This is a genomic window from Acidovorax sp. JMULE5 (genome assembly GCF_013376875.1).
Lineage (GTDB): Bacteria > Pseudomonadota > Gammaproteobacteria > Burkholderiales > Burkholderiaceae_C > Acidovorax > Acidovorax facilis.
Map to the genome: position 1 here is coordinate 840989 of NZ_CP035951.1, position 26219 is coordinate 867207.

Consider the following 26219-nt stretch of genomic DNA (forward strand, 5'->3'; position numbering starts at 1 on the left):
TGGCAATGCGCGCCCAATCTGCCCTTATTGGCATGTTCGCCCTGTGCGCCGCCGCCGCCAGCGCGCAATCGCTGGATCACCTGGCCTGTGCGGCAGGCGTGCATTGCAGCGGCATGCTGCAGTCCGAAGAGGCGCGCATCGCGCTGGGCATCGACGGCCAGGCCGAGGCACAGCGTGCCTTCATCGACGCCAGCCGCGACTTTCCCGACCCTGTATGGCGCTGCGCAGCCGCAGGCGAATGCGCGGGCGGCATGACGCAGAACGAGGCCCGGGTGCTCATCCCCTTGCCTGAAGAAGCCTTTGCCGCAGCCGAGGTCATGCGCCGTGGGCAAGTGCAAAAAGACCCGCCACCGCCCGCAAAAGCGCCTGCCGCACCCCGGCCCGCAGGCAAGCCACCGGCCAAGTCGCCCGGCATCGAGGTCGAGATCATCCAGCCGGGCCCCAAGGAGATTGACCTGCGAAAACCCCTACCCACGCCCGGCGGCGAAATCCAGCCGCAGGACGGCCCATGGCGCTTTGCCAACGGCAGCCCGCTCACCAGCGGCAAGTGCTTGCCGGGCCTGACAGCAGCCCTTGCCGGGCAAATGCCCGCGCCGCAGTCCGGCCCCGTCACCTTTGCGCGCCCATTCAACGCCTCGCAAATCATCCGCAGCCCGCAGGTGGCGTGGCAGCGCATCGCGCCCAACCACTGGCGCGGCACGCTGGCCGCAAGCCAGGGCAAGCCGATGGAGATGGTTTGGGATGTGCGCGTGCGCAGTGCCACGCACATGGAGGGCGAAAGCGTGGTGCGTGTCACCTTGCCTTCGGCCTGCACCATCAGCACGCCGTTCACCTTTGCGCGGCAGTAGCCGTGGTAACGCTTTCTTTTTGAAGAGGATTTCATGCCTGTCACCCACCGACTTGTCGCCACCGCACTGCTGGCCTGCGCCGCCAACGCCCCCGCCCACGCGCAAACCGTGCCGCAAGGCCCCGGCCAATCCATGCTGGTGCTCGACGCATCCGGCTCCATGTGGGGCCAGATCGCGGGCCGCGCCAAGATCGAGATCGCCCGCGAGGCCGTGGGCAGCATGCTCGCCACCTGGCCCGCCAGCCAGCAACTGGGGTTGATGGCCTATGGCCACCGCAGCAAGGGCGACTGCGCAGACATTCAGATGCTCAAGGCCCCGGGCACGGTCGACAAAGCCGGTTTTCAGCAGGCGGTGAACGCCTTGCAGCCCAAGGGCATGACGCCGATTTCCGCCTCGGTGCGGATGGCAGCAGAGCACCTGAAGTTCAGCGAACGCAAAGCCACGGTCATCCTGGTTAGTGATGGCGAGGAAACCTGCCACGCCGACCCCTGCATCCAGGGCAAGGAACTGGAGAAGCTGGGCGTGGACTTCACCGCCCACGTCGTGGGCTTCGACATCGACAAGAACCCCAAGGCCAAGGCGCAATTGCAATGCCTGGCGAGCAGCACCGGCGGGCGCTACGTGGACGCCCGCGACGCCAATGAACTGAACCAGGCGTTGCAGAAGGTGGCTTCCAGCCCCCCACCGCAGCGGCCCGACAAGCTGTCGGGAATGGTGGGCCGCGTCTATGACACGAGCTTTGGCCGCTTGACGGTGGAGAGCGCGGACAAGAACCGCTTGACCGGGCGCTACGCGGGCACGGCCGCCGACGGTTCCGACGCGGGCACGATCGAAGGTGCGCTCACCCCGGATTCTGGGGGCGGCAGCTTCAATTTCGAGGGCCATTGGTTCGCCAAGTCGGCAGGCCAACGCTGTGCCGCATCAAGAAACGGCACGCACTACTGGGGCAGGGCGACGCTCGTCTTCAATCGTGAAGGCACCAATTTTCAGGGCTTTTGGGACTATTGCGACGCTGGCGGAGCGGCAGAGGGGGCCTGGCATGGAGACGTTGTCGAGGTGCCGAAGAAGAACTAACGGCAACTCCTGATTTGATAGCTGCTTGCGCTTTTTGAGAAAGCGCTAGAGGCCGATTTGACCTATATTTTTTTGGAAAAACTCATGACCACACTTGCCGACAACACCGCCGCCCGTGGTGTGCTGGAGCGCGCACAGGCCATCTTGCTGCGCCCCCGCGAAACCTGGCCCACGATTGCGGGCGAGGACGACAGCATCGCCCGCGTTTACAAAAGCTATTTGATCTACCTGGCCGCGATTCCAGCCGTGGCGGGCTTCATCGGCCAGAGCCTGGTGGGTGTGGGCGCGTTCGGCATCACGGTGCGCGTGCCCATCGTGCAAGGGTTGGTGGGCATGGTGGTGGGCTATGCGCTCACGCTGGCGCTGATGTACGGCATGGCCCTGGTGGCTAGCGCGCTCGCACCCAAATTTCAGGGCCAGGCGCACGTGCCGTCGGCCTTCAAGCTGCTGGCCTATGGCGCCACGGCGGGCATGGTGGGCGGGGTGTTCAGCCTGCTGCCTTCGCTGGCGATGTTGGGGCTGGTGGCGGCGCTGTACAGCATCTATCTGATGTACCAGGGGGCGCCCGTGCTGATGAAGGTACCGCATGAAAAGGCCATGGGCTACACGGCGGCGCTGGTGGTATGCGCCGTGGTGCTGGGGCTGGTGATGGGCGGGGCGTCCGCGCTGTTCATGCCGCGCGCAGGGGTGGGGCTGGGCGGCTTGGCCAGTTCCGAGGGTGGCAACGTGAGCATCAGCGTGCCGGGCACGCAGATCAAGATCGACACCGCCAAGGTCGAGGCCGCCGCGCGCCGCATGGAGCAGGCCCAGGCGCGCGGCGACACGCAAGAGGCTGGCAAGGCCATGGACGAGGCGCTGGGCGCCGCCTTGGGCGGGCAGGGCGGGGCGCCGATTGCGGTGGAAACCTTGAAGGGCCTGATGCCCGCCACGCTGGCCGGCATGCCGCGCACATCGGCGGACGCGCGCACCGAGGGCATGGCAGGCATGCAGTTCAGCAGCGTCACCGCGCAGTTTTCCGAAGGGGATCGGATGATCGAGCTGCGCGTGCTCGACATTGGCGCCATGCCCATGCTGGCCATGGCCGCGTGGTCGCGCGGCACGGTGGACCGCGAAACGGCCGATGAGGCCGAGCGCGTGTACCAGAAGGACGGCGTCTCCTACAAAGAGGAATACCGCAAGGATGGCAGCCAGTCGAGCTTTGCCATGCTGCTGCCCAACGGCGTGCTGTTGGACGCCAATGGCCATGCGCCGATGCCGGACTTGAAAGCCGCACTACAAGGTGTACCGATCGGACAACTGGCGGCGCTGAAGCGTTAAGGGTGTCCTGCATAACCCTTGCGAGACAGTGGTAGTGGGGGGCGGGATGGGCCGCAAGGCGCCTTTTTGCGGCCAACAGCCCAGCTATTGGCACGAAAAGCAACGCAGCGGACCGCCCGAGACCGCGCTATCACCGACCGCAGGGAGCTGTGCAGAAAATCTTTAAACCCAACCCAGTGCCCCCAATGCCGCGCCTGCTCCCAGCATCCACAGCAGGTGCAGCCTGGTACGCCACACCAGCACCACGGTCACGGCGCTGAGCAGCCACAGGGGCCAAGCGGTGTCGAAGTTGCCGTGTGCGCGTGTCAGCACCCACGAGGTGGCCAGCAGCAGGCCAATGACCACCGGCGCCATGCCTTGCTTGAAGGCGCGCACGCCGCGCCGCTCGCGGTTGCGGTGGCCCCAGCGGGTGGCTGTCCAGGTCAGCAGGCTGCTGGGCAGCATCACGCCCAGCATGCACACCGCCATGCCCAGAGCGCCGAGCAGCCAGCCTGCAAGGCCCGGGCCGCCTGCGTTGATGCCCACGTTCCAGCCCAGCAGGGCGATAAACAGCACGTTGGGGCCGGGTGCTGCCTGGGCAATGGCGATGGATGCGTTGAACTGCGGGTCGGTGAGCCAGGCGTTGCGCTCCACCAGGTAGCGGTGCATGTCGGGCGCGGTGGCAATGGCGCCGCCCACGGCCAGCAGCGACAGCGACAGGTAGTACAGGAACAGGTTGAACCAGTCGCCCGCGCTCAGGGCAGTCAAGGGTGTGGTGAGGGTGGTAGCTGCATTCATGGCGCGAGCTTTCTCCACGTCAGCACGCAGGCCGCGCCACCGATCACCGGCAAAATCCAGAACAGCGGCCAGCGCAGCCACGCCATGGCCACGATGGTCAGCCCTGCAAACGCCACACACAGCGGGCGGCCCAAGGGGTGGTTTTTGATCGACACAAACAGCTTGATGCCCACCCCCGCAATCAGCCCCGCCGCCACGGCGCCCATGCCGCGCAGCGCACCGGCCACGGCCGGGTGGCTGGCAAACTGCGCATAGACCACGGCCAGGGCCAGCACCAGGATCAGCGGAAAGGTCAGCATGCCCGCCAGCGCCGCCAACGCGCCGCGCAGGCCGAAGTAGCGGTCGCCGATCATGATGCTGAGGTTGACCACGTTGGGGCCCGGCATGATCTGTGCCACGGCCCAGTCCTCGACAAACTCTTCGTTCGTCATCCAGCGCTTTTTCTCCACCAGCTCGCGCTGCACCACGGCCAGCACGCCGCCAAACCCTTGCAGGGCCAACCAGGTGAAAGACCAGAACAGATCGGTCGGGTTGCGGGGTTGGGGCCGGGGCGGGGATTCCGGGGGCGGGGAGGGGAAATCGGTGGCAGTGGCCATGGAAAATTGAGTAAAAATGGCTGCTAGCGCTTATCTGGCAAGCGTTAGAAGCTATTAAATCAGGAGTATTTTGGGTGCGCGGCTGGCGCTGCGGTGCACCCCGCGCCATGTTACGCGCGCCACACGGGCTGCGCAGGGGATGTGGCCCTCGTCTTGCGGCAAGGCAGGGCCGGTGATTGGCGTGCACGCTGGGGGTTGCGTGCCGCTATGCTGCGTGTCGGCGCAGCGCGGCTCTGGCTGCGACTGCCACCTTTCGCCGACCCCACCAGGATTTCCCGCCATGAAACTCATCCGTTACGGCCAGCCCGGCGCAGAACGCCCCGGACTGATCGACGCCACCGGCACGCTGCGCGACCTGTCCATGCTGCTGCCCGACATGGGCCCGGCCCAGCTCAACCCGCGCACGCTTTCTGCCCTGGCCGCCATCGACGCAAGCCGCCTGCCGCCCGTCTATGGCACACCGCGCCTGGGCAGCCCGGTGGCTGGGGTGGGCAAGATCGTGTGCGTGGGGCTCAACTATGCCGACCACGCGCGCGAGGCTGGCCTCCAACCGCCGGCCGAGCCTGTGTTGTTCATGAAAGCCGTGACGGCGCTCAGCGGCCCCAACGACGATGTGCGCATTCCGCCCGGCGCCGTCAAGACCGACTGGGAGGTCGAGCTGGGCATCGTCATCGGCACCCGTGCGCGCCAAGTGGCCGAGGCCGATGCGCTGCAGCATGTGGCGGGCTATGTGCTGGCCAACGATGTGTCTGAACGCGCCTGGCAGATGGAGCGCGGCGGCCAGTGGGACAAGGGCAAGAGCTACGACACCTTTGCCCCGATCGGCCCCTGGCTGGCCACGGCCGACGAGGTGCCCGACCCGCACGCCATCGACCTGTGGCTGGAGGTCAACGGCCAGCGCGTGCAAAGCGGCAGCACCCGCAATTTCATCTTTAGCGTGCCCACCGTGGTGTCCTACATCAGCCAGTTCATGACGCTGGAGCCCGGCGACGTGGTGCTGACCGGCACACCCGCAGGTGTGGGGCTGGGGCAAAAGCCCGACCCCTGGTTCCTCAAGCCCGGTGATGTGATGCGCCTGGGCGCCACGGGCCTGGGTGAACAGGTGCAAAAGTGCGTGGGGGGATGAGTCGGGCGGTGGGCCTGGTGCGGTTCACACGGCGTAGCGCTCTTCGGGCCGAACCTATTTGCCCAGCTTGCCGATCAGCAGATGGTCCTTGGTTCGCCAGCCAGCCTGCTCCGGGGTGCTGACCCTGAAGATTTTCAGGTCCGCCTGGCTGGCGTGCTTGACGCGGTAGACCTTGAAGCTGGCCTGGTTGGCATAGGCCACAAAGAACCAAATGGCATCGCCGCTGGCCTGGGTGGCGTAGTGCACCTCGTGCCAGCACAGGTCGGCCTGGCTTTCATGCGCCACCTCGCAAATGTGGGCGTCGGCCTGGTTTTCGTATTTCACTTCCAGGATCTTGGCCATGGGCATCCTTTCGGGCGAGGGTTTGGGCGGGGGCTTGTCCTTCCGAGGGTATCCAGACTTTGGGCGCGCCGGCCCCCGGGTTGCCCTGTAGAGATGTAAGATTTTGAATAAAAATAGGGCCTGGCGCTTGATGGACAAGCGCAAGCAGCTATCAAATTGGGAGTGCAGAGAGCAACCAGGGCCCGGTGGCGGGTCAGTTCTCCACCTGCACCGACTCCACAAACACCAGCTCGCAGGAATTGGCCCCGGAATCCGACCGTGTGAGCGAACTCGTCCAGCGCCAGCCGCTGGGGTGTGTCACCTCCACCAGCCTGCCGGTGATGCGGATGTAGGCCCCCGCACGGGCCTTTTTGAGCGCCCGCTCCACCACCGGCGTGGCTGCAATCATGTGCATGTTGGCTGACGATTCGATGATCTCCTGCAGCGGGATGGGCGGCTGGTCGCGCCAGGTGTAGCGGTACCAGCGGCCGCCCTGGGTGATGTTCAAGGCTTCGTACACCGCAGGGTCGGCCATGCGCTTCCAGCCCAGGGCCAGGTCCAGCGGGGACAGCTCGGCCTCCTTGCCCACGTAATAGTCTTCGCGCGACAACACCCGTGCGCGCACGGCAAACGTGGCCAGCGGCTTGACCTGATAGCCCCGGAACTCGAAAGCCGCCTGGCTGGTGGCCTCCTGCGCGGGGCTGTCGGCCATTGGCTGAGAGACAGCGGCCAGCCCGTGGTTTTGCAGCCGCTGGTCGGCGTAGTGCACCCTCAGCTTCTCGACGGCAAAAAACGCCACCAGCAGGGCCATGGCGATCTTGAAGAGGGTGGAGACGTTCATGGGCATACACAAGAGTCACGGAATTGTGCACAGATGCAACCTCAGGTAACGCCGAAAGGCGCTCCACCGATTGGCGACATCCGCTGACAGCCCGGGGGGCCGCACCCCCGCAGCGGTGGGCCCGGGTGGCGTGCACAGTGGCCGGATGCGCGTGCAACCTTTTCCCCCTCCAGTCTGTGTGTTCCATGACCGCTGAGCTGCTTCCCGCCCTGGGCTTTGTGCTGGTCGGCCTGCTGCTGGTGGTGATGACCCTGACCAGCTCCTTCATCGCGCGTGTGCCACTCAGCTCGGCCATCCTGTACCTCGCCGTGGGCGTCGGCATTGGGCCCTGGGGGCTGGGCCTGCTGGTATTGGACCCGGTGGGTGATGCCCCGCTGCTGGAGCGGCTGACCGAGATTGCCGTGCTCATCTCGCTGTTTACCGTGGGCCTGAAGCTGGATCTGCCCCTGCGCGACCGGCGCTGGCGCATTCCGGTGCAGCTGGCCACCGTGTCGATGCTGATCACCGTGGGAGCCATCACCGCCGTGGGCGTGTGGCTGCTGCACCTGCCGCTGGGCGCTGCCGTGCTGCTGGGGGCCATCCTGGCGCCCACCGATCCGGTGCTTGCGTCCGATGTGCAGGTGTCCGACCCGCAAGACCGTGATCGCTTGCGTTTTGGCCTGACGGGCGAGGGCGGGCTGAACGATGGGGCGGCGTTTCCGCTGGTGATGCTGGGCCTGGGCCTGATGTCGCTGCACGACCTGGGCGAGAGTGGCTGGCGCTGGTGGGCGGTGGACGTGCTCTGGGCCGTGGTGGGTGGCCTGTTGATTGGCTACCTGCTGGGCGTGGTTGTGGGCCGGGCCATTTTGTACCTGCGCATCCGCCACCGCGAGGCGCTGGGCCCGGACGAGTTCATGGTGCTGGGGCTCATCGCGCTGGCTTATGGCGTGGCCTTGTTGTGCCATACCTACGGCTTTCTGGCGGTGTTTGCTGCCGGGTTGGCGCTGCGGCGCGCGGCGGCGGAGCCAGCGGCGTCCGTGGCATCGCCTGCGCAAGGCGACAACAACGATGGTGAAGCCCCCGTGGCTGCTCAGGCGCCGGGCCACATGATGGAGTCGGTCGAGCGCTTCAACGCCCAGCTGGAACGCCTGGCCGAAGTGACTGTGGTGCTGGTGGTGGGTGCGCTGCTTTCGGTGGTGGACTTTGGCACCGAGGTGTTGTGGTTTGTGCCCGTGCTGCTGCTGGTGATCCGCCCGCTGGCGGTGTATGCAGGGCTGGTGGGCGCCAAGGTAGAGCGCTCGCAGCGCCGCCTGATCGCATGGTTTGGCATCCGGGGCATTGGCTCCATCTACTACCTCATGTACGCCATCACACACGACCTGCATCCGGTGATTGCGCAGCGCCTGCTGGCGATCACGCTGGCGGTGGTGGTGGCGTCGGTGCTGCTGCACGGTGTGTCGGTGACGCCGCTGATGCGGCGCTATGAGACCCGCAGGAAGACCAAAGCGCAGCGGCCACGGTGAGTTAGCAAGACCGGTTCAATCGAAAATGACCGCTAGCGCTTTATCCGTATGGTTTTATTGCTATGAGTTTTGCGGTTTTTGGGGGAGGTGCGCCTCCTGCTCGCCGCACCTCAGAGGCTGAGAGTTTTTTTAGCCGTGCCCGAAAGGCGCGCGAAAACGCCTCGGATCTAGGCGCAAAGCACAGCCATAGCTCGGGCTATGGCGAGCGTTTGCAACGACGAGCCGGGGCGTTTTCGCGTGCAAGGCGGGCATGGATAAAAAACTCTCAGCCTCTCAGACCCAAGTGTCGTGGCAGGGCACATGGGCGGGGGCCAGGTTGATGTACTGCACCAGCCGGGGCTGCGTGCCCCGATTGGGGCTGGGGCCATGGGGCAGGGCCTGGTGCCAGATCACCAGATCGCCCGCGCCCGCGCCGATGGGTGTGGCACCCAGCGCATGCAGGTCTTGCTGGCGGGGCTCGACCCCAGCGGGTAGCTGGGCCAGCCAGTCGCCCACCCGGCGGTGAAAACCTGGCACCAGGGTGAGGGCACCTTGTTCGGGGGGCGTGTCGGTCAGGTACAGGATGCCCTGGGTGGCAAAGGGAATAGGCTGGTGCAGGCTCACATCCCAGTGCATGCCCTGGCCGCCGTAGGGGTAGCCGGGGTGTTCTGGAGGGTTGAAGCCACAGCGGTCGGTGCTGCGCCACAGGTCTGCCGTGCCCCACAGCTGCGCAAATGCCTTGTGGATGCGCAGGGAACGTCGGTTGACGTCGAATGCCGGGTGCTGAAACATCTGCACCATGGTGTTGCGCGGGGCGTGGGCGTACCACGACTCCACATCTGCGGGGTCGGCGCGCACGGCCTCCCACACTGCCTGCGCGGCGGCGGCGCTGTGCTCTGGCGTGGTGGCCTGGCGTACCACCACATAGCCATGCTCGTCCCAATGCGCCAGGTCGTCCGCATCCAGCACGGGCTCCATCGCATCGATCCGGGCCTGCAGCTGCAAGGCCGCTTCGGGCGCCGGGCCGCCATCCACAAGGGCTTGAATCCGCGTCACGGTGGCGGCATCGGGCGCGCCCGCCGTGCGCACGATCCAGTCCTCAAAGGCAGCGAACTCCGGGGCCTCGCGCAGCACGTATTGCATGGTCTGCTCCAGCCCCACACCCAGTGCGGACAGCACGGTCTGCGTGCGGTGGGCCTCCGCTTGGGCACCACTCAACACCTGGCCCTGGCGCGCGGCCATCCAGCGTGACCAACAGCGTTTGAGGTGTGGGACCTGCAGGGCGCCCCTGTCCGCATCGGGCGGCAAGGAGCCAGACGCTGTCGGGGGAGTGGTGGTTGCGATCGGGGAGTGCATGGATGGAGCAAATCAAAAACGGTTCGGGGTCACAAGGCGCGGCCCGCGCCGAACCCTGCGCGCAGGCCTGTCGATTTTGCCGCGTGGCCCGCCATCACCGGGCCAGGGCCACGCCACCTGCAATCCGCTGCGCCACCACGTTGCGCACGGACTCCGGGGCGCTCTCCAGCAGGCTGGGCCATTGCGTTTTGGCTCGCGCCACCGTGTCGCGCAACAAGGCCAGGTGCCGGGGCACGCGCAGCAGCCCGGCCGATTTCATCAGGCCTTCCATATCGTCCCAAGTCAGCGCCCGCAGGGTGTTGTCGATGGCGCGGTTCACGGCGTATTGCTGGTCGGGCACACCATCAAAAAACGCGGCCACGCACACCGGGTCGTACACCGGGGCCAGCTGCGGCACGCGGCCGTCGGCGTAGACCAAGGCCCAGTTTTTCAGGTGGGCGTCGGTGTTGCCCATCAGGATGAAGGCCACCATGCGCGCCAGAAACTCGCGTGTGTCCAACACCGGCTGGCGGCTCAGGCGGTTGAGCACGCGCAGCATGGTGGCCCAATCCTGCAGCGCGCCCTTGCCATGGGTTTTGCCGTATGTCTTGCCGTACTTTTGGCGCGGCGTGTAGCCCAGCACCTGGTTGAACTCCTCCATGTGCACGCGGGCGCCGCCGGGCAGGTGGTCAAAACGCTGCACGGCCAGAATTTCGTTGAAGGGCACGGCATCGGGCAGGTCGGCCTCGGTTCGGGTGATGACGCGCGCATCGGCGCAGTGCAAGCCCAGCGCCTTGCACAGCTGGTAGCCGGTGAACTCGTTGGCCACGAGGTCGGGGTGGGCGGTGGTGGGCAGCTTCAAAATCACGCTGCCTGCTGCGCCCTGGCGGTGCACGGTGTAGCGGCGGCCGTCCTGCACCGCGCTGAACTTGGTCACCACGCCGGGCAGCGATGCGGCGTCTTCGACCGGGAATTCGACAAACCCCGGCTCCAGCACGTCCAGCCCCTGCGTGGTGTGCCAGTGCCGCACCACGTCCGGGATGCCGTCTTGCGCGGGCACGGGCTCCACTTCCAGCGCGCCCATCAGGTCGTGGCCTGCGGCGGCCAGCAGCTCGAACTCGTCGTCAGGGCTGCAGCCACGCTCGCGCGCCAGCCGCTCGCGGTTGTGGCCCTCGGGCAGCAGGTTCTGAAAATACACCGGCCAGCGCCCATCGGTGCGCACCAGCCGTGCATCGCGGGCCGACGCCAGAATCTGCTGCGTGGCCGCCTCGTCCGCGCCCTGGAAGCTCAGCGACAGGGTGGGGCGCTGCGGGTTGCGGATATAGCTCTCGTCAAACGACACGCGCAGGATGTCGCCGTATTGCGAGAGGTAGCCGATGGGCTCGCGACCGCCCGCCGCCCCGTCCGCCTTTGCCGGGCGGTGCAGGTACAGGCGCAGGTAGCGGATGGAGGTGCTCATGGGGTGAGGACCGGAGGGGTGTGCGAGGAGTCTCTACGGTCAGCGGCGCAGACCATCCACGACCGAGGGCGGCGCATCCACGCCCTCGGGCTGGCCCAGGAACTTGCCCCCCGACTGAATGAACGCCTCCAGGCTGGGTCGCAGGCTGCTGGGCACGGCAATGATGTCCATGCCCAGCACGCGGGCCATCTCGGCCAGGGTGGAATAGCGCGGGTCCAGGTCGCCGCCTTCGGTGCGCTGCACCGTCATGCGGCTGAGGCCTGCACGCTCGGCAAGCTGGGCCTGGGTCATCTGGTGGGCCTTGCGGGCGGCGGCGAGTGTGGGGATGAGGTCGGTAGACATGATGATATTTATACTCTTAATACTAAAAAAGATCATAGTATTTATCTCGCTGCGAGATTTCCGTCACAGCGTAGCGGAAAGTAGTAGGTATGGCCGCGGTAAGTCAGTCCAGTCTCTGCCACTGTTCCTTGGCATTTGATGTCTTAGACACCGGGACTGCCCGGAATGGTGGCAATACAGCGACTGCGGCCACCGGTCTCGGATTGACGAACTGACGCTGTGTGGCTCACAGCGGTAATTGCCCGATCACCTTGGAGTCTTTCATATCGGCCAAGTGCTGGATCGCACTCGAGAAACCGGCCGCCACTCTTAGCTATGACGGCGTGATCTTGCCCGTCTCACACGAGTGAGATGGCGTTGCACCCGGATTCACAGGCGAACTGCAAACTATTGTCAAACGCGGGGTTTGGCCGCACCTCCGCCCATCTCACCCGGCCAATCAGCGCCTGCGTCGCTATAGTGCATGGCAACCTGCGAAATGGTAGGAACCGGTTTGCCCTGATACCGTATCAACCCGAGGAGATGCGCCATGAGCAGCGTTTTGAAACGAAACAATGTCAAAGTTCTGGGCGACGAAGGCCCAGTGCTGATGTACGCGCACGGCTTTGGGTGCAATCAAGATATGTGGAGCTTGATTACACCTGCGTTCAGAGCTACGCACCGCCAAGTGCTGTTCGACTATGTGGGCAGCGGCGGCTCGGACCGCACTGCGTTTGACCGCATGCGGTATGCCGATCTTCGGGGCTACGCGCTGGATGTCCTGGAAGTGTGCGATGCCCTTGGCCTCAGCGAGGGGGTGACCTTTGTAGGCCATTCCGTCAGCTGCAGCATCGGCATGCTCGCATCCATCGAGCGGCCTTCGCTGTTTGACCGGCTGATTTTGCTGGGCCCGTCTCCATGCTTTCTGAATGACCCGCCCGGCTACGCGGGGGGCTTCGAGCGTGACGACCTGGAAGGTCTGCTGGCGCTGATGGATCAGAACTACATGGGATGGGCCAACTACCTGGCGCCGGTGGTTGCGGGGAATGCAGGAGCCGGCGACGTGACCAGCACGCTGACAGATAGTTTTTGCTCGACGGACCCGGCAGTTGCAAAGGTGTTCGCCAGGGCCACATTCTTCGCGGACAACCGGGCTGACCTGGCCAAGGTCTCGCGGCCATCACTGCTGTTGCAACACCGCAGCGACACTCTGGCCCCACTTTCCGTCGGGGAGTATCTCCATGCACACCTGCCGGGCAGCACACTGCAAGTGCTCGACGTTGCCGGCCATTGCGCACATATGAGCAACCCATCCCTCGTGATCAACGCCATGCGTGACTACCTTGATCACGCTTGCGTCGCTGCCTGACGCAAAGGCAAGGCCCCTTCCATGAATCTGTTGGACCAATTGCCCTGCGCGGTGGTCGTCACGAACGAAGCGGGTCGCCTGCTTGACGTCAATGTAGCCCTTCTCGCGCTTGTCGGCGGGGCACGAGAGAATCGCATCGGGGCGTTGTTTGAGGAACTGCTGCCGCCAGCCAGCCGCATTTTTCTGCAGACCCATATTTGGCCCACGTTGCTGCGGGACGGGAAGATCAGCGAGATCCATTTGCAAGTCAGCGGTTGCGACAGAACCCGGGTGCCTGTGCTACTCAATAGTCGCCGAGGGGAATACCAGGGCGTTCCCGCCTATTTTTGGAGCCTTGTTTCCACCCACGAGCGCCACCGCTTCGAGGCTGAACTCATTGAACAGCGCAACCTGGCAGAGTCGGCGGGCCTCGCGCTCGGCGAAAGCCAGCGCTTTATTCGTGCCATCACTGACGCGATCCCAGGCATGGTGGCTTACTGGGACAAGGGTCTGCGCTGCCGCTTTGCCAACCATGCCTACGCACAATGGTTCGGCAGGCAGCCGCATGAGCTGATCGACATGTCGCGCGAAGAGCTGCTGGGCGAACGCATCGTTGAATGGAACGAGGAATACGCCCACGCTGCGTTGGCCGGGCATCAACAGCATTTCGAACGTGCTGTCACCAATTTCGACGGAAGTCCCCGCCACATCCTGGCGCACTACGTGCCCGATATCGCAGGCAGCGAGGTACTTGGTTTCTTCGTCAATGTTAGTGACGTTACTGCACTCAAGACAACGCAATTGGCATTGGAAGAAGCCCAGAGGCTTGGCCAAACGGGCAGTTGGAGCTGGCAAGTCGAGGGAGATGTGGTTACGTGGTCTCCCCAGTTGTACTCGATGCTCGGCGGCGACCCGCAGGCGCCTGCACCCAGTTTTGAAGATCAATCTCGCATTTACCAGCCAGAAGACTATGCCAGGCTCGCGGAGCGGGTATCCAATGCGCTGCACACCGGCGAGGATTACGTTCTGGATCTGCGCTACTGGCGACCCGATGGTCATCCAGGCTGGGTGGAGGCGCGCGGCGAGGCTGTGCGCGATGCGTCAGGGAGCGTCAGTGGCCTGCGCGGCACGCTTCAGGAAATCACGCAGCGGCGAGAGCAAGAACTGGCACTGGTGGTTGCGCAGGGCCGGCTGCAGGCGATGTACGAAACCACGCCAGCTATGCTGCACTCGATTGATGCCCAGGGCCGACTTCTGCACGTGAGCGATGCCTGGCTCGCTTGCCTTGGATACCGTCGGGACAACGTTATCGGCAGACTGTCTTCAGACTTCCTTACCGAAGAATCCCGTAGACGCGCCAAAGAAGAAGTACTTCCCACCTTTTTCGCGACGGGCCGATGTGACGCAATACCCTATCAAATGATCACGAGCCGCGGAGCGATCATCGACGTGCTGCTATCAGCAATTCTGGAGCGAGACGATGAAGGCCTGCCTATTCGCAGCTTGGCTGTGGTCGAGGATGTGACCCTCCGCAGGCGTGCAGAACGTGAGCTTCAAAGGGAACATGAGCGCTTGCGCAATCTGATTGAGGGTACTAACGCAGGCACGTGGGAATGGAACGTACGAACCGGCGAGGTGATCGTCAACCCTCGCTGGGCAGAGATCATCGGCTGGACCATCGAAGAACTGGGGGTCATAACGAATCAGTACCGCGCGGACATCGCCCACCCGGACGAACTACCCCAGACTCAGCAGCTGCTGCGAGAGCATTTCGCTGGGCGCAGCGATGCCTACGTGTCCGAACTGCGCTTGCGCCATCGGGACGGTTCCTGGATTTGGGTCGAAGACCGGGGGCGGCTTATCACACGCACAGCCGATGGCAGGCCCGAGTGGGTGTTCGGTATCCACATCGACATTTCAGAGAGAAAACGCCGTGACGATGCCATGCTGCGACTCAGCGCCGAACTGGCTCAGCAGCACGAACTGATGAGGGTCACACTCCAGTCGATTGGGGACGCCGTCATCACCACCAATGCCGATGGGCTGGTCAGCTGGCTCAACCCGGTGGCCGAGCGAATGACAGGGTGGCTATCTTCGGAATCGATTGGGCGTCCCCTGCTGCAGGTTTTCCACATCATCAACGAAGAAACGCGCGAGCCTGCACCCGACCCGGTTGCCGCTTGTTTGGCTGAAGGCAAGACGGTGGGCCTGGCCCCCAAAACCTTGCTCATTGCGCGAGACGGCACTGAATACGGCATCCAGGACTCAGCGGCCCCCATTCGCAGTCCGCAGGGCGAAATGCTCGGCGTCGTCCTCGTCTTCCATGATGTCAGCGAGCAGCGCAGGCTCAGCGGCGAGATGACCTATCGGGCCACGCACGACTCGCTAACCGGGCTTGTAAACCGTGCAGAGTTCGAGTCACGATTGCTCAGAACTCTGCGCCATGCGCAGGAGAACGACAGCAACCATGCGCTGCTGTATATCGATCTGGACCAATTCAAGCTGGTCAACGATGCGTGTGGTCACGCCATCGGGGACCAGTTGTTGCAGCAGGTCAGCAAGCTGCTGGGGGACTCGATCCGCACGCTCGACACCCTTGCTCGCCTGGGGGGTGACGAATTCGCAATCATCCTTGAACACTGCACCATGGAACAGGCGAGCCGAGTTGCCCAGAAGATCTGTGACCGCATGAACGATTTTCGATTCATCCATGGGGAGCGACGCTTTCGGATCGGTACCAGCATTGGTCTCGTTCCGCTGGACAAGCGTTGGGCCAATGCCGCAGCCATCCAGCAAGCTGCCGATGCCTCGTGCTATGCGGCTAAGGAGGCTGGCAGGAATCGCGTCCATGCTTGGTTTGAAACCGACGTAACCATGCGCGAAAGAAACCATGAGATGCAGTGGACGACCCGGATCCAGCACGCGCTGGACCACGATTGCTTTGTGTTGTTTGCGCAGCGTATCCATTGCCTGAGGGATCAAGCGCTTGGCATTCACGCCGAAGTTCTGCTGCGCTTGAGAAACGACGATGGATCCTTGGTGCAGCCCGGAGTGTTTCTACCTGCCGCCGAGCGCTTTCATCTGGCGTCGCGCATTGACCGCTGGGTCCTACAAAACGCGGTCCGGTGGCTGCAATGCTTGGACGAGCCCGACGCTATCGACAGCCTCAGCGTCAATCTCTCGGGCCAGTCCGTGGGCGACAGGGCCTTTCACGCGTGGGCGCTCGCACTGTTTGCCGCAGCAGGTGCAGCAACCTGTTCAAGGCTCTGCCTGGAGATCACCGAAACAGCCGCAGTCACAAACCTTGCAGACGCGGCAATCTTCATCGGCCATGTTCGCGCAGTCGGCGTGAAAGTCGCGCTTGACGACTTCGGTGCTGGCGCATCTTCGTTCGGGTATCTCAAAGCCCTGCCCGTTGACTACCTCAAGATCGACGGGCAGTTCATTCGAACCCTCCTCAGCAATCCACTGGACGAAGCGGCGGTTCGCTGCTTCGCAGATGTCGCCAGACTGATGGGATTGGAAACAGTGGCTGAGTTTGTAGAGACCCCAGAAGTGCTGGAGCGTCTCAAGGAGATGGGGGTGGACTATGCGCAGGGATACCTAGAGCACCGCCCCGAGCCCATCGACCGCTTGACAGATATTGCGACCAGGGCCGGGGCGACTGCCTTGTAAGGCTACCATCGCCGGGCCGCCACCAGCCCGTGGAAAGCGACCAGCGGTTAGCGGCCAACGCGAGGATGACGATTGATGCAAAACGCCCTCAGGCACTCTATACATCCCGCACAGAGCGCGGGCGGATTCTTCGTTACTCTCACAAACTTTCGCAGTGAGTGAGCGGACCGCGTCACGGGGCCAGTTGTCTCAGGATTCATTGGCCGTGAACAGCCAAGAATCTGTCAAAAACAATAGCTGCTAGCGCTTGCTCAATAAGCGATAGAGTCCAAAAACATCGAATATTTAGCCGCAGTATTTGCCTCGACTCACTGGGTACAACCTGACACCTAGTTGCTGGGTAGTGCGCCGGGTGGGGCGTCGTTACCTGGCCTACCCAGCTACCTGGCATCCTGCGGCGCTGGAAGCACCTGCCCCCGCTCCCCACAAAACCGCAGCGCCTCATCCCCCAACCAATCCCGCACCAGCTGCATCGCCGGGCTGGGGTGCGTCGTGGTCACAAACGAATACGCCGCCCGCGACAACACGCTGCGCCCCAGCAGCGGCACGAGGCGCCCGGCCTTTACGTCCTGCAGCACCAGCGCGGCACGGCCCATGGCGATGCCTTGGCCGGCCAGCGCGGCGCCCAGGGCCAGTTGCGACAGGTTGAACTGCTGGCCGCCTGCCCAGGGTGGCGGCGTGGCGCTCACCTGCGCAAACCAGTGTTGCCACTCTTCATAGGTGTCGGCGCCGTCCCAGGCGCTGCCGTCGTGCAGCAGCCAGTCGCCGTGCAGGTCTTGCGGCTGGGTGATGGGCGGGTGGCGGGCCAGAAACTCGGCGCTGGCCACGGGGATGAGCCATTCGTCCAGGAACACGGTGGCGTTCAGGTCGCGGTAGCCGCCCAGGTCAAAGCGCACGGCGGCCTCAATGCCGTCGCGCACCATGCGGGTGCGGTCCAGCGTGTGGAATTCGCCAAATACGCGCAGGCCGGTGTGCGGGTGCTGGCGAAAGAAGTCGCCCAGGCGGGGCGTGAGCCAGCTCATGGCAAACGAGGGTGAGCAACTCAAGGTGGCGGTGGCCGCCTCGGGCGGCTGGCGCATCTGGGCCAGGGTGCTTTCGATGGCGTCAAAGCTCTCGCGCAGCACCACGGCCAGCCATTTGCCCTCGGGCGTGGGCACCAGCGCGCGCGGGGTGCGTAAGAAAAGCGGGCGGCGCAGCCAGTCTTCAAGCTGCTTGACCTGCTGGCTGACGGCGCCCTGGGTAATGCACAGCTCGGTCGCTGCCTTGGTAAAGCTGCCATGGCGGGCAGCTGCATCAAAACTGCGCAGCCAGGCCAGCAGGGAGGGGGAGAGGCGAATGTCCATTATTAATACTAATGCTGCGCTCACTATAAATGGCTTGTGACAGCGGCGTGACCGGCGAAGAATGCAGTCAAGACTTCAACGACTGAATGAATCTGTATGACGCCTGCTGAACGAACGCCTGCTGTGGATGCACTGTTGGCCAACCGTCTGCGCAATGCCCAGCCCGCGCTGTGGACCAACCCGGCCCGGCAGGAGCAACCCCCGGCTGCTTTGCAGGCGCTGGGGCGCAGCATTAGTCTGGATGATACGCAGGCCGCCGCCGACCGATTGGCCCGTTTTGCGGGCCTGCTGGCGCAGGTGTTCCCGGAGCTGGCTGCCACCGGGGGCGTAGTGGAGTCGCCTCTGCTGCCCGCCGCCACGTTGCAACCTGCGCTCGGTTTGGCCGAGGGGCAGGGGCGCCTGTTCATCAAGGCCGATCACAGCCTGCCGGTGGCGGGCTCTATCAAGGCCCGGGGCGGCATGCACGAGGTGCTGGAGTTGGCCGAGCGGCTGGCGCTGGAGCATGGGCTGGTACAGCCCGGCGGTGACTACCGTGCGCTGGCCACCCCGGCCGCCCGCGAGGTGCTGGGCCGCTACCAGGTGGCGGTGGGCTCCACCGGCAACCTGGGGATGAGCATTGGCGTGGTGGCATCGGCCCTGGGCTTTAAGGCCACGGTGCACATGTCGGCCGATGCCAAGGTGTGGAAGAAAGACCGCCTGCGGCAGCGCGGTGTGCAGGTGGTGGAGCACACCGGCGACTACGAACGCGCCGTAGCCGCAGGCCGCGCCGAGGCGGCCAGCAACCCGCTGTGCCACTTTGTGGATGACGAGCAATCGTTCTCGTTGCTGCTGGGCTATAGCGCGGCGGCGCTGCGCCTACAAAAGCAGTTGGCAGAACAGGGCGTGGCGGTGGATGCCGAGCACCCGCTCATCGTGTACCTGCCTTGCGGGGTGGGGGGCGCGCCAGCGGGCATCACGTTTGGCCTGCGGCAGTTGCTGGGGCCGCATGTGCATTGCTTTTTTGCCGAGCCGGTGCAGTCGCCATGCTTCATGGTGCAAATGCTGGCCGACACCACACCAGGGATGGACGACCACCCCTCGGTGTACGACTGGGGCCTGACCAACCGCACCGAGGCAGATGGCCTGGCCGTGCCGCGTGCGTCGCTGCTGGCCGCCGAGCTGATGCAGCCGCTGCTGTCGGGCGTGTTTACCGTGGCCGATGACACCTTGTTTGCGCAGCTGGTGCTGGTGCTGGATGCCCTGGGCGAGCGCATCGAGCCCTCGGCTGCGGCAGGCTTCAGCGGCCCGGCCATGCTGACGGGCACTACCGCCGGGCAGGCCTGGCTGCGCAGCACGGGCATCGACGCGGTGCGGCACAACGCCACACACCTGGTGTGGACCACGGGCGGCCTGCTGGTGCCCGATGCGCAGTACCAGGGCTTTGTGCAGCGTGGGCGGGCCGTGCTCGCGGCACAAGGCTGATTGTTGTCATTCCCTGATTCGTCTATCCCCCAACCTTTGTCACCTTTGGAGAGCTCCCCATGAACCGCAAGCAACTGCTTTTGTCGTCCGCCATCCTCTGTGCTTTGGGGGGCGCTGCATGGGGCCCTGCCATGGCGCAAGAGGCTACGTTCCCTACCAAGCCCATCACGCTGGTGATTCCGTTCCCGCCCGGTGGCGCTACCGACGTGCTGGGCCGCCTCATTGGCAAGAAGCTGGGCGACAAGCTGGGCCAGAGCGTGGTGATCGACAACCGCGCGGGGGCGGGCACCACCATCGGCGCGGCCTATGTGGCCAAGGCCGCGCCGGACGGCTACACGCTGCTGATGAGCTCGGGCACCACCTTCACCGTGAACCCCGCCGTGCGCGCCAAGCTGCCGTACGACCCGGTCAAGAGTTTTGAGCCCATTGGCATCGCAGGGCGCACCAGCCTGATCCTGCTGGCCAACAAGGACGTGCCGGTCAGCGACGTGAAGCAGTTTGTGGCCATGGTGAAGGCCGCGCCCGACAAATATTCCTATGGCTCGTACGGCGCGGGCACCACGTCGCAGTTTGCGGGCGAGATGTTCTTCCACGCGGCGGGCCTCAAGATCCAGCATGTGCCCTACAAGGGCAGCTCCCCCGCCATGGTGGACCTGATGGGCGGACAGATTCCGTTCACCGTCGATACCGTTTCGGCCGCGCTGCCGCAGCTGAAAGACGGCAAGATCAAGGCCATTGCCGTGACGGCGGGCAAGCGCTCGGCCCTGCTGCCCAAGGTGCCCACGCTGGCAGAAAGTGGCTACCCCGGCGTGGAGATGGACACTTGGCTGGCCATGGTGGCCCCACGCGGCTTGCCGCCCGCCGTCAAGGCACGGCTGGAGCTGACGCTGGCGCAGGTGGTGGCAGACCCCGAAACCCGCGACAAACTGATCGCCGTGGGGTTTGAACCCACCTATGCTTCCGCCAAGGCCGTGAGCGAGCTGATCGACAAGGAACTGCCGCTGATGCGCGCCGTTGCGCAGCGGGCGGCCATCACGGCAGACTGATCGGTCCCCACCAGGCAAGCAAGAAAAAGGAGACAAATTCGATATGACGACTTCACACAGCACCCTGGTCGAGCTGACCGCCAACGAACTGCGCCACCGCATCGGCACGCGGGAAGTCTCGCCCGTCGAGCTGCTCGACGCTTGCATTGAGCGCATCGAGGCCGTCAACCCGCATGTGAACGCCATCACCGCCACCTGCTACGACCGCGCCCGCACCGAGGCCAAGGCCGCCGAGCAGGCGGTGCTGCGTGGCGAACCGCTGGGCCTGCTGCACGGGCTACCACTGGGCGTGAAGGACCTCGAAGCCACGGCTGGGCTGCTGACTACCTACGGCTCGGAGATCTACCGCAGCAATATCCCGGCGGAGGACAACGTGCTGGTGGCGCGGCTGCGTTCGGCGGGCGCCATCGTGGCGGGCAAGACCAATATCCCCGAGATGGGCGCGGGCGCGAATTCGCGCAACACGGTGTGGGGCGCCACCGGCAACCCGTTCAACCCGAACCTGAATGCCGGGGGCTCGTCGGGCGGATCGGCCGCTGCGCTGGCGTGCGACATGCTGCCGGTGTGTACGGGGTCGGACACGGGCGGGTCGCTGCGCATACCGGCGTCCATTTGCGGCGTGGTGGGCTTCCGGCCATCGCCCGGGGTGGTGCCCAGCTCGCGCAAGCTGCTGGGCTGGACTCCTATTTCGGTGGTGGGCCCCATGGGCCGCACGGTGGAAGAGGCCTGCCTGCAATTGGCCGCCACGGCCGGCATGTCGGCGGGCGACCCGCTGAGCTACCCGCTGGACCCGATGAGCTTCTTGCTACCCGAAACGGTGGATCTGAGCCGCCTGCGCGTGGCGTATACGGAAGACTTTGGCGCCTGCGCGGTGGACAACGGCATCCGCGCCGTGTTCCGCCGCAAGGTGCAGGCCATGAAGCACCTTTTTGCGAGCTGCGACGCCATCGACATCGACCTGGGTGACGTGCACCGCTGCTTTGACGTGCTGCGCGCCGAAGCCTTTGTGGCCAGCACGCGCGAGGCCTATGAGCGCGACCCCGCCAGCCTGGGCCCCAACACCCGCGCCAACTACGAAATGGGCGCCGCCATGAACCTGCTGGACAGCGCCTGGGCACAGGCAGAGCAAACGCGCATCCTGGCGCGGTTCCAGAAGCTGTACGAAAACTACGACGTGATCCTGGCGCCCACCACGCCCGTGTCGCCCTTCGCCTGGACCGAGCTGTTTGCCAGCCACATCAACGGTGAGCCGCAGGCCAATTACTACCGATGGCTGGCGCTGACCTATGTGACCACGTTGACCACGCATCCAGCGCTGAGCCTGCCGTGCGGGCTGGATGACGTGGGGATGCCGTTTGGTTTGCAGATCGTGGGGCGCTTTCGCGCCGACCGCCACACGCTGGGCGTGGGCCATGCGCTGGAGCAGGCGTTCAAGGGCATCGTCGGGCTGGCCCGCCCACGGCCTGACATCGCCAAGCTGATGCAAACAAACGCCGAGCCCGCGCTGACCTCCATCGTGACCGGCGCGCCCGATCCGCGTGATGCGCGCAGCCTGCCGCGTGATGACCGTGCCACCTCGGCGGCGCAAGTGTCTGCGGTCTGAACGACGCCAGGAGACACAACCATGCAATCAGCGGACACCATCGTCATTGGCGCGGGCATTGCGGGGGCCTCGGTGGCTTGGCAGTTGGTACAACAGGACAAAGCCGGTGGGGAGGGCACCAGCGTGCTGCTGCTAGAGCGCGAATCGCAGCCTGGCTACCACACCACCGGCCGTTCGGCAGCGCTGTACATGGCTACCTACGGCACACCCAACATCCAGGCGCTGACGCGGGCGAGCCGCGCTTTTTACGACGCACCGCCGCCGGAGTTCGGGGCCGACCCCATCCTCTCGCCCCGTGGCGTGGTCTACGTGGCCGGGCCGGACCAGCTCGACATGCTGAAACAGGCCTATGCAGAAGCCCACGCGATCTCGCCTAACGTGGAATGGGTGGAGCAGGCCGCACTGCTGGCCCAGCTGCCGTGCCTGAAGCCCGAAGCCGTGGCCGCAGGCATGAGCGAGCCCGAGGCGGCCGACATCGATGTGCATGCGCTGCACCAGGGCTACCTGCGCGGCCTGCGCCAGCGCGGCGGCCAGGTGCTGACGAATGCGGAAGTCACGGCCCTGCAGCGCGTTGGCGATAGCTGGCAGGCGACCCTGGCCGATGGCCGGGTGCTGCAGGCCAAAACCATTGTGAATGCCGCAGGCGCCTGGGCTGACGTGGTAGCGGGCCTGGCAGGCGTGCCGCCCATCGGCCTGGAGCCGCGCCGCCGCACCGCCTTCACCTTTGCCGTGCCCGAGGGCATGGACGCCACGCACTGGCCTGCGGTGATCGGCATCGACGAGAGTTTTTACTTCAAGCCCGATGCGGGCCAGCTGCTGGGCTCGCCCGCCAACGCGGACCCTACGCACCCGCACGACGTGGTGCCCGAAGAACTGGACGTGGCCACGGGGATTTATCACATCGAGGAAAAAACCACCTTCCAGATCCGCCGCCCCTCCCACACCTGGGCGGGCCTGCGCTCGTTCTTGCCCGATGGCGACATGGTGATTGGCTGGGACAACCATGTGCCCGGCTTCTTCTGGCTGGCCGGGCAGGGTGGGTATGGCATCCAGAGCGCGGCGGGTGCCTCGTTGTTGGCCCGGCAGTTGTTGCGCGGCGAGCCGCTGGCCGAGGAGCTGGTGCGCGAGAAGGTGGATGTGGCAGGGCTGTCGCCTGCGCGGCTGAGGTAGTTGCGCGCCCCTTGCTCTGGGTTGTCGAGGGGCTCAGGCGAACGTGTTGACCTGGGTGCCCAGCGTGCCAGACGTTGCCAGCGCCGGTTGGGGCATGGACTGCTGCATGGCGTCCAGCATCGTGGCGGCCGACACGGCCTGCATGTCCAGCGCCTTCTTCAAGACCACCATGTTCAGCGCGTCCGACGTCTTGGCACTGGCCAGCGCGGTGGCGGTGTTGACGATGCTGTTGGTGAGGGCGACGTCCATGGTGGTTCCTTGGGGTAATGGGTGGATATCGGCAATTTGGGAAGTGGGCTTGAGGGGTGTTACATCTCTGCGTTGCTGAGGCCTCTACTCCAGCGCGGCCACCCCAATGGCCGTGCACGTCGCCAAATCAGACTCGCGCCCCTTGGGCAATTGCCGTGCGGTATCCCGCAGCGCAGTGCGCAAACCTTCTTCTAGCGTAGGGTGGTAGAACGGCATCCCCAGCAGGTCATGCGCGGTGAGTTTTTGCTGAATGGCCAGTGCCAGCAGATGGGCCATGTGTTCGCCTTGTGGGGCGCACATTTCAGCACCCAGCAGGCGGCCGGTGGCCTGGTCGGCATGGATGCAGATGCGCCCGTGGTTTTGCTGCGCGGTGCGGGCGCGGCCCTGGTTGTCAAAGCTGGCTGTGCCGGTGACGGTGTGGGCGGGGTCCATGTCGGCAAAGCGCTGGCCAACGGTGGCGATGTTGGGGTCGCAGAACACGATACCCAGCGGGGTGCGGCGCTGAAAGCGTGTGGGGGTGTCAGCCAGCGCGTTCATACCCGCAATGTGGCCTTCGTCGGCAGCCTCGTGCAACAGGGGGGCATGGGTGTTGGCGTCTCCGGCCAGAAACACGGGCAAATCGCCTATTTGCTGGGTTTGTGGATTGACGGTGGGCATGCCGCGCTGGTCCAGGGGCACCCCCAGCGTCTCCAGGCCCAGGTACTGGATGTTGGGCACCCGGCCCATGGCCGCGATGACCTGGTCCACCACCACGCGGTTGTTGCCACTGGTGACTTCAATGCCGCCGGGTACTTCACGCAGCTGCGCTTCGGCCCCCATGTGCACCACCATGTCCTGCTTGAGCAGCGCTATCAGTTCGGCATTGAGCACCGGGTCGCTCAGGCCCGCCAGCGTATCGCCCGTGGTGAATGCGGCCACCTGCAAACCCAGCCGCGCGAGGGCTTGCGAAATCTCCACCCCAATGGGGCCCATGCCAATCACGGCAATGCGGGGACCGAGGGTGCTTTGCTCGAACAAGGTGTCGGTGGTGAGCATGCGGTCGCCAAACGCGAGCCATTCTTCCGGCACGCTGGGGCGTGACCCGGTGGCGATGATGATGCTGCGGGTGGCGTAGGCGGTGCCGTCAATGTCCACCGAGTGGGGACCCAGCAGGGTGGCACGCCCCGACATCTGTGCGCTGCCCAGTTCGCTGGTGGCTTTGAGGGCGCCGGCCACAAAGTCGTCGCGCAGATCGCGCACGCGCTGCAGCACGGCGGGCAGGTCGGCGGTCAGTGCGCTGGCGCCCCGCAGGCCGAATTCTTCAAACGTATGCCGGCGGTGGAAGGCGTTGGCCGCCTCGATCAGTGCCTTGGAGGGCATGCAACCCACGCGGGCGCAGGTGGTGCCCCAGGGGCCTTCGTTGACGATGAGGTAGCGTTCCGTGCGCTTGCGCACTTCGCGCAGGGCGGCCAGACCGGCGGTGCCTGCGCCGATGATGATGGTGTCGAGCGGTTGGCTCATAGCGTCTCCTTAGCAGCCCGGTAAAGCTCTGAGTGTGGCGGCCTGCCGCTACAGCGCTTGTAGGCGTAAAGGCATTTGTTCCGAGTCGGCGCCAGGTCCGGCTGGGCTGCCCCCTAGGAGGGTGGGCGGCAGAAGGCATCGAAGCGAAACGTGCGAAAACCGAGGATCGCGTGGTGCTACCGACAAGCCCAGGGTGGGGCCCTGGGCGCAGGAGGTGGTACCGCGCGAGACCGGTTTATCGCGCGTTGCAGCCGATGCTCCTTCTGCCGCCCACACTCCCAGCTCAGACGTCGGGCTCGGTCCAGCCCACGCGGCCTTGGCCGCTGTTGTTGATGCGCAGCACAAAGGCGGCGGCGTGGGCCTCGGGCAAGCGCCACTGCAGCGTGACGAGCGTGCCGTGCTGCACGTTGATCAGCTCCGCATCTGCGGCCTCGATCTCGCGGCGCAGCAGCCCCTCCAGCGCATAGGGCACATGGCACTGCAGGGTTTTCATGCGTTGCAGCGTGACCTTGGGCGCGGTCAGCAGGGCCTGGGCAATGGTGTCGGTGTAGGCGCGCACCAGTCCGCCTGCGCCCAGCTTGACGCCTCCAAAGTAGCGCACCACGGTGGCCAGCACGCCTTCCAGGTCCTGGTGGCGCAGCACGTCGAGCATGGGGCGGCCTGCCGTGCCACCAGGCTCGCCGTCGTCCACCGCCGCCGACTGGCCGCCCGCCAGCAGCGCCCAGCAGATGTGGGCGGCGCCGGGGTGCTGCTTCCACAGTGCATCCACCGTCGCCTGCGCACTTGCACGGTCGGCCATGGGTTGCACACAGCCGATGAAGCGGCTTTTCTTGATGATGAGTTCGCTGTGCGCAGGCGCAGCCAGGGTCTGGGGCATGGGGCAAGGAGTTTACGGGGGCAGGTGATGCGGATTAGCGACGTTGCTCCAACCGTTTGTCGTGGCGAGCCCGCCATTGGTGACAAAACGGTGTTGTTTGTGCGTTCTGTCACACCTGAAAAAAGCGTCCGTTCCTACACTTGTGGCTTGTTGCTGTGGCCTACGCTGTTGCTACTTATTTAAAAGCACTCAGGCCATCAGAAAAGGAACTGCCATGTTTGCCACCCCCTTCACTGCCCCATTGCATGAAACCCTCGCCAGCCACGTGTTTGGCCGGTTGATGCCCCCGCGTGTGCAGCCGGGTGTGGCAGATGCTGTCGTGGCCCCTGTGCAGGCAGCGTGTGGCCAGGAAGACGATGCCATTCCCGACCTGGCCCAGCGTGTGCGCGAAGTGGGGGAGTGGTAATCGAAGGCGCAGGGCCTCCGAGCCACGGGGCTGTGCACTTCGGTG

23 protein-coding genes are annotated in these 26219 nt (G+C 65.0%); 12 read left to right on the forward strand and 11 right to left on the reverse strand.

Features of this window, described 5'->3' with window-relative positions; genetic code table 11:
• The first annotated feature begins 5 nt into the window (after positions 1-5).
• From EXV95_RS03860 to EXV95_RS03870, 3 genes are all read left to right on the forward strand, one after another.
• Positions 6-848, forward strand: coding sequence for a hypothetical protein (locus EXV95_RS03860; RefSeq protein WP_176885872.1), 843 nt, complete (start codon positions 6-8; stop codon positions 846-848).
• A 33-nt stretch (positions 849-881) separates the two neighbouring features.
• Positions 882-1922: a VWA domain-containing protein gene (locus EXV95_RS03865; RefSeq protein ID WP_176885873.1), complete on the forward strand. Its 1041-nt coding sequence runs from the start codon at positions 882-884 to the stop codon at positions 1920-1922.
• 84 nt (positions 1923-2006) lie between these two features.
• Positions 2007-3239, forward strand: a complete 1233-nt coding sequence (locus EXV95_RS03870; protein ID WP_176885874.1) for a Yip1 family protein — start codon at positions 2007-2009, stop codon at positions 3237-3239.
• Between the two features lie 162 nt (positions 3240-3401).
• On the opposite strand, the gene EXV95_RS03875 is transcribed toward EXV95_RS03870, so the two are convergent.
• Together EXV95_RS03875 and EXV95_RS03880 are read right to left on the reverse strand one after the other, a co-directional pair.
• Positions 3402-4016: a chromate transporter gene (locus tag EXV95_RS03875; RefSeq protein ID WP_176885875.1), complete on the reverse strand. Its 615-nt coding sequence runs from the start codon at positions 4014-4016 to the stop codon at positions 3402-3404.
• Positions 4013-4612, reverse strand: a complete 600-nt coding sequence (locus EXV95_RS03880; protein ID WP_176885876.1) for a chromate transporter — start codon at positions 4610-4612, stop codon at positions 4013-4015. Before EXV95_RS03880 ends, EXV95_RS03875 begins: the two co-directional genes overlap by 4 nt.
• A gap of 280 nt (positions 4613-4892) precedes the next feature.
• On the opposite strand from EXV95_RS03880, the gene EXV95_RS03885 reads away from it, so the two are divergent.
• Positions 4893-5738 (forward strand): fumarylacetoacetate hydrolase family protein, encoded by an 846-nt coding sequence (locus EXV95_RS03885; RefSeq protein WP_176885877.1) that lies wholly within the window; start codon positions 4893-4895, stop codon positions 5736-5738.
• Positions 5739-5792: 54 nt separating this feature from the next.
• Here the strand turns inward: EXV95_RS03885 and EXV95_RS03890 are convergent, their stop codons facing one another.
• Together EXV95_RS03890 and EXV95_RS03895 are read right to left on the reverse strand one after the other, a co-directional pair.
• Positions 5793-6080, reverse strand: coding sequence for a DUF6150 family protein (locus EXV95_RS03890; RefSeq protein WP_055401176.1), 288 nt, complete (start codon positions 6078-6080; stop codon positions 5793-5795).
• A 193-nt stretch (positions 6081-6273) separates the two neighbouring features.
• Entirely contained in the window at positions 6274-6900 is a 627-nt protein-coding gene (locus EXV95_RS03895) for a hypothetical protein (RefSeq protein ID WP_176885878.1), read from the reverse strand.
• Positions 6901-7085: 185 nt separating this feature from the next.
• Between EXV95_RS03895 and EXV95_RS03900 the strand changes: the two genes are divergently transcribed.
• The gene (locus EXV95_RS03900; protein ID WP_176885879.1) at positions 7086-8402 is read left to right on the forward strand and encodes a sodium:proton antiporter; all 1317 of its coding nucleotides are present in this window, start codon (positions 7086-7088) and stop codon (positions 8400-8402) included.
• 273 nt (positions 8403-8675) lie between these two features.
• Here the strand turns inward: EXV95_RS03900 and EXV95_RS03905 are convergent, their stop codons facing one another.
• The 3 genes from EXV95_RS03905 to EXV95_RS03915 all read right to left on the reverse strand — a co-directional run bounded on the left by EXV95_RS03905 (position 8676) and on the right by EXV95_RS03915 (position 11517).
• Positions 8676-9737 (reverse strand): phytanoyl-CoA dioxygenase family protein, encoded by a 1062-nt coding sequence (locus tag EXV95_RS03905; protein ID WP_255484913.1) that lies wholly within the window; start codon positions 9735-9737, stop codon positions 8676-8678.
• Positions 9738-9831: 94 nt separating this feature from the next.
• Positions 9832-11175 (reverse strand): type II toxin-antitoxin system HipA family toxin, encoded by a 1344-nt coding sequence (locus EXV95_RS03910; RefSeq protein WP_176885880.1) that lies wholly within the window; start codon positions 11173-11175, stop codon positions 9832-9834.
• 39 nt (positions 11176-11214) lie between these two features.
• Positions 11215-11517, reverse strand: coding sequence for a helix-turn-helix transcriptional regulator (locus tag EXV95_RS03915; protein ID WP_176885881.1), 303 nt, complete (start codon positions 11515-11517; stop codon positions 11215-11217).
• Positions 11518-12046: 529 nt separating this feature from the next.
• Here EXV95_RS03915 and EXV95_RS03920 point away from each other — a divergent pair.
• Together EXV95_RS03920 and EXV95_RS03925 are read left to right on the forward strand one after the other, a co-directional pair.
• Positions 12047-12865, forward strand: a complete 819-nt coding sequence (locus EXV95_RS03920; RefSeq protein WP_176885882.1) for an alpha/beta fold hydrolase — start codon at positions 12047-12049, stop codon at positions 12863-12865.
• Positions 12866-12886: 21 nt separating this feature from the next.
• The gene (locus EXV95_RS03925) at positions 12887-16519 is read left to right on the forward strand and encodes a bifunctional diguanylate cyclase/phosphodiesterase (RefSeq protein ID WP_176885883.1); all 3633 of its coding nucleotides are present in this window, start codon (positions 12887-12889) and stop codon (positions 16517-16519) included.
• A 380-nt stretch (positions 16520-16899) separates the two neighbouring features.
• Here EXV95_RS03925 and EXV95_RS03930 read toward each other — a convergent pair whose 3' ends face one another.
• Positions 16900-17862 (reverse strand): LysR substrate-binding domain-containing protein, encoded by a 963-nt coding sequence (locus tag EXV95_RS03930; protein WP_176885884.1) that lies wholly within the window; start codon positions 17860-17862, stop codon positions 16900-16902.
• Positions 17863-17958: 96 nt separating this feature from the next.
• Between EXV95_RS03930 and EXV95_RS03935 the strand changes: the two genes are divergently transcribed.
• From EXV95_RS03935 to EXV95_RS03950, 4 genes are read left to right on the forward strand one after another with little or no spacing between them, the layout of a single operon-like run.
• A complete protein-coding gene (locus EXV95_RS03935; RefSeq protein ID WP_176885885.1) occupies positions 17959-19323 on the forward strand; it encodes a D-serine ammonia-lyase in 1365 nt (454 codons plus the stop codon).
• A 59-nt stretch (positions 19324-19382) separates the two neighbouring features.
• Positions 19383-20369: a tripartite tricarboxylate transporter substrate binding protein gene (locus EXV95_RS03940; protein WP_176885886.1), complete on the forward strand. Its 987-nt coding sequence runs from the start codon at positions 19383-19385 to the stop codon at positions 20367-20369.
• A gap of 43 nt (positions 20370-20412) precedes the next feature.
• Positions 20413-21972, forward strand: coding sequence for an amidase (locus EXV95_RS03945; RefSeq protein WP_176885887.1), 1560 nt, complete (start codon positions 20413-20415; stop codon positions 21970-21972).
• A 21-nt stretch (positions 21973-21993) separates the two neighbouring features.
• Positions 21994-23142: an FAD-binding oxidoreductase gene (locus EXV95_RS03950; protein WP_176885888.1), complete on the forward strand. Its 1149-nt coding sequence runs from the start codon at positions 21994-21996 to the stop codon at positions 23140-23142.
• 33 nt (positions 23143-23175) lie between these two features.
• Here the strand turns inward: EXV95_RS03950 and EXV95_RS03955 are convergent, their stop codons facing one another.
• The 3 genes from EXV95_RS03955 to EXV95_RS03965 form a co-directional block, all read right to left on the reverse strand.
• Entirely contained in the window at positions 23176-23391 is a 216-nt protein-coding gene (locus EXV95_RS03955) for a putative motility protein (RefSeq protein WP_121420030.1), read from the reverse strand.
• An 84-nt stretch (positions 23392-23475) separates the two neighbouring features.
• Positions 23476-24891: a dihydrolipoyl dehydrogenase gene (locus EXV95_RS03960; protein ID WP_176885889.1), complete on the reverse strand. Its 1416-nt coding sequence runs from the start codon at positions 24889-24891 to the stop codon at positions 23476-23478.
• A 283-nt stretch (positions 24892-25174) separates the two neighbouring features.
• The gene (locus EXV95_RS03965) at positions 25175-25768 is read right to left on the reverse strand and encodes a YigZ family protein (RefSeq protein ID WP_176885890.1); all 594 of its coding nucleotides are present in this window, start codon (positions 25766-25768) and stop codon (positions 25175-25177) included.
• A 214-nt stretch (positions 25769-25982) separates the two neighbouring features.
• Between EXV95_RS03965 and EXV95_RS03970 the strand changes: the two genes are divergently transcribed.
• On the forward strand, positions 25983-26174 hold the full coding sequence (locus EXV95_RS03970) for a hypothetical protein (RefSeq protein ID WP_176885891.1): 192 nt from the start codon (positions 25983-25985) through the stop codon (positions 26172-26174).
• Positions 26175-26219: the final 45 nt, after the last annotated feature.

Bases quoted from the DNA above. Each gene is read 5' to 3' on its own strand.
- EXV95_RS03900 (WP_176885879.1), top strand. From the start codon at position 7,086: ATGACCGCTGAGCTGCTTCCCGCCCTGGGCTTTGTGCTGGTCGGCCTG.
- EXV95_RS03925 (WP_176885883.1), top strand. From the start codon at position 12,887: ATGAATCTGTTGGACCAATTGCCCTGCGCGGTGGTCGTCACGAACGAA.
- EXV95_RS03960 (WP_176885889.1), bottom strand. From the start codon at position 24,891: ATGAGCCAACCGCTCGACACCATCATCATCGGCGCAGGCACCGCCGGT.
- EXV95_RS03905 (WP_255484913.1), bottom strand. From the start codon at position 9,737: ATGCACTCCCCGATCGCAACCACCACTCCCCCGACAGCGTCTGGCTCC.
- EXV95_RS03915 (WP_176885881.1), bottom strand. From the start codon at position 11,517: ATGTCTACCGACCTCATCCCCACACTCGCCGCCGCCCGCAAGGCCCAC.
- EXV95_RS03885 (WP_176885877.1), top strand. From the start codon at position 4,893: ATGAAACTCATCCGTTACGGCCAGCCCGGCGCAGAACGCCCCGGACTG.
- EXV95_RS03935 (WP_176885885.1), top strand. From the start codon at position 17,959: ATGACGCCTGCTGAACGAACGCCTGCTGTGGATGCACTGTTGGCCAAC.
- EXV95_RS03880 (WP_176885876.1), bottom strand. From the start codon at position 4,612: ATGGCCACTGCCACCGATTTCCCCTCCCCGCCCCCGGAATCCCCGCCC.
- EXV95_RS03940 (WP_176885886.1), top strand. From the start codon at position 19,383: ATGAACCGCAAGCAACTGCTTTTGTCGTCCGCCATCCTCTGTGCTTTG.
- EXV95_RS03965 (WP_176885890.1), bottom strand. From the start codon at position 25,768: ATGCCCCAGACCCTGGCTGCGCCTGCGCACAGCGAACTCATCATCAAG.
- EXV95_RS03875 (WP_176885875.1), bottom strand. From the start codon at position 4,016: ATGAATGCAGCTACCACCCTCACCACACCCTTGACTGCCCTGAGCGCG.
- EXV95_RS03865 (WP_176885873.1), top strand. From the start codon at position 882: ATGCCTGTCACCCACCGACTTGTCGCCACCGCACTGCTGGCCTGCGCC.
- EXV95_RS03910 (WP_176885880.1), bottom strand. From the start codon at position 11,175: ATGAGCACCTCCATCCGCTACCTGCGCCTGTACCTGCACCGCCCGGCA.
- EXV95_RS03890 (WP_055401176.1), bottom strand. From the start codon at position 6,080: ATGGCCAAGATCCTGGAAGTGAAATACGAAAACCAGGCCGACGCCCAC.
- EXV95_RS03860 (WP_176885872.1), top strand. From the start codon at position 6: ATGCGCGCCCAATCTGCCCTTATTGGCATGTTCGCCCTGTGCGCCGCC.
- EXV95_RS03870 (WP_176885874.1), top strand. From the start codon at position 2,007: ATGACCACACTTGCCGACAACACCGCCGCCCGTGGTGTGCTGGAGCGC.
- EXV95_RS03945 (WP_176885887.1), top strand. From the start codon at position 20,413: ATGACGACTTCACACAGCACCCTGGTCGAGCTGACCGCCAACGAACTG.
- EXV95_RS03930 (WP_176885884.1), bottom strand. From the start codon at position 17,862: ATGGACATTCGCCTCTCCCCCTCCCTGCTGGCCTGGCTGCGCAGTTTT.
- EXV95_RS03920 (WP_176885882.1), top strand. From the start codon at position 12,047: ATGAGCAGCGTTTTGAAACGAAACAATGTCAAAGTTCTGGGCGACGAA.
- EXV95_RS03970 (WP_176885891.1), top strand. From the start codon at position 25,983: ATGTTTGCCACCCCCTTCACTGCCCCATTGCATGAAACCCTCGCCAGC.
- EXV95_RS03895 (WP_176885878.1), bottom strand. From the start codon at position 6,900: ATGAACGTCTCCACCCTCTTCAAGATCGCCATGGCCCTGCTGGTGGCG.
- EXV95_RS03955 (WP_121420030.1), bottom strand. From the start codon at position 23,391: ATGGACGTCGCCCTCACCAACAGCATCGTCAACACCGCCACCGCGCTG.
- EXV95_RS03950 (WP_176885888.1), top strand. From the start codon at position 21,994: ATGCAATCAGCGGACACCATCGTCATTGGCGCGGGCATTGCGGGGGCC.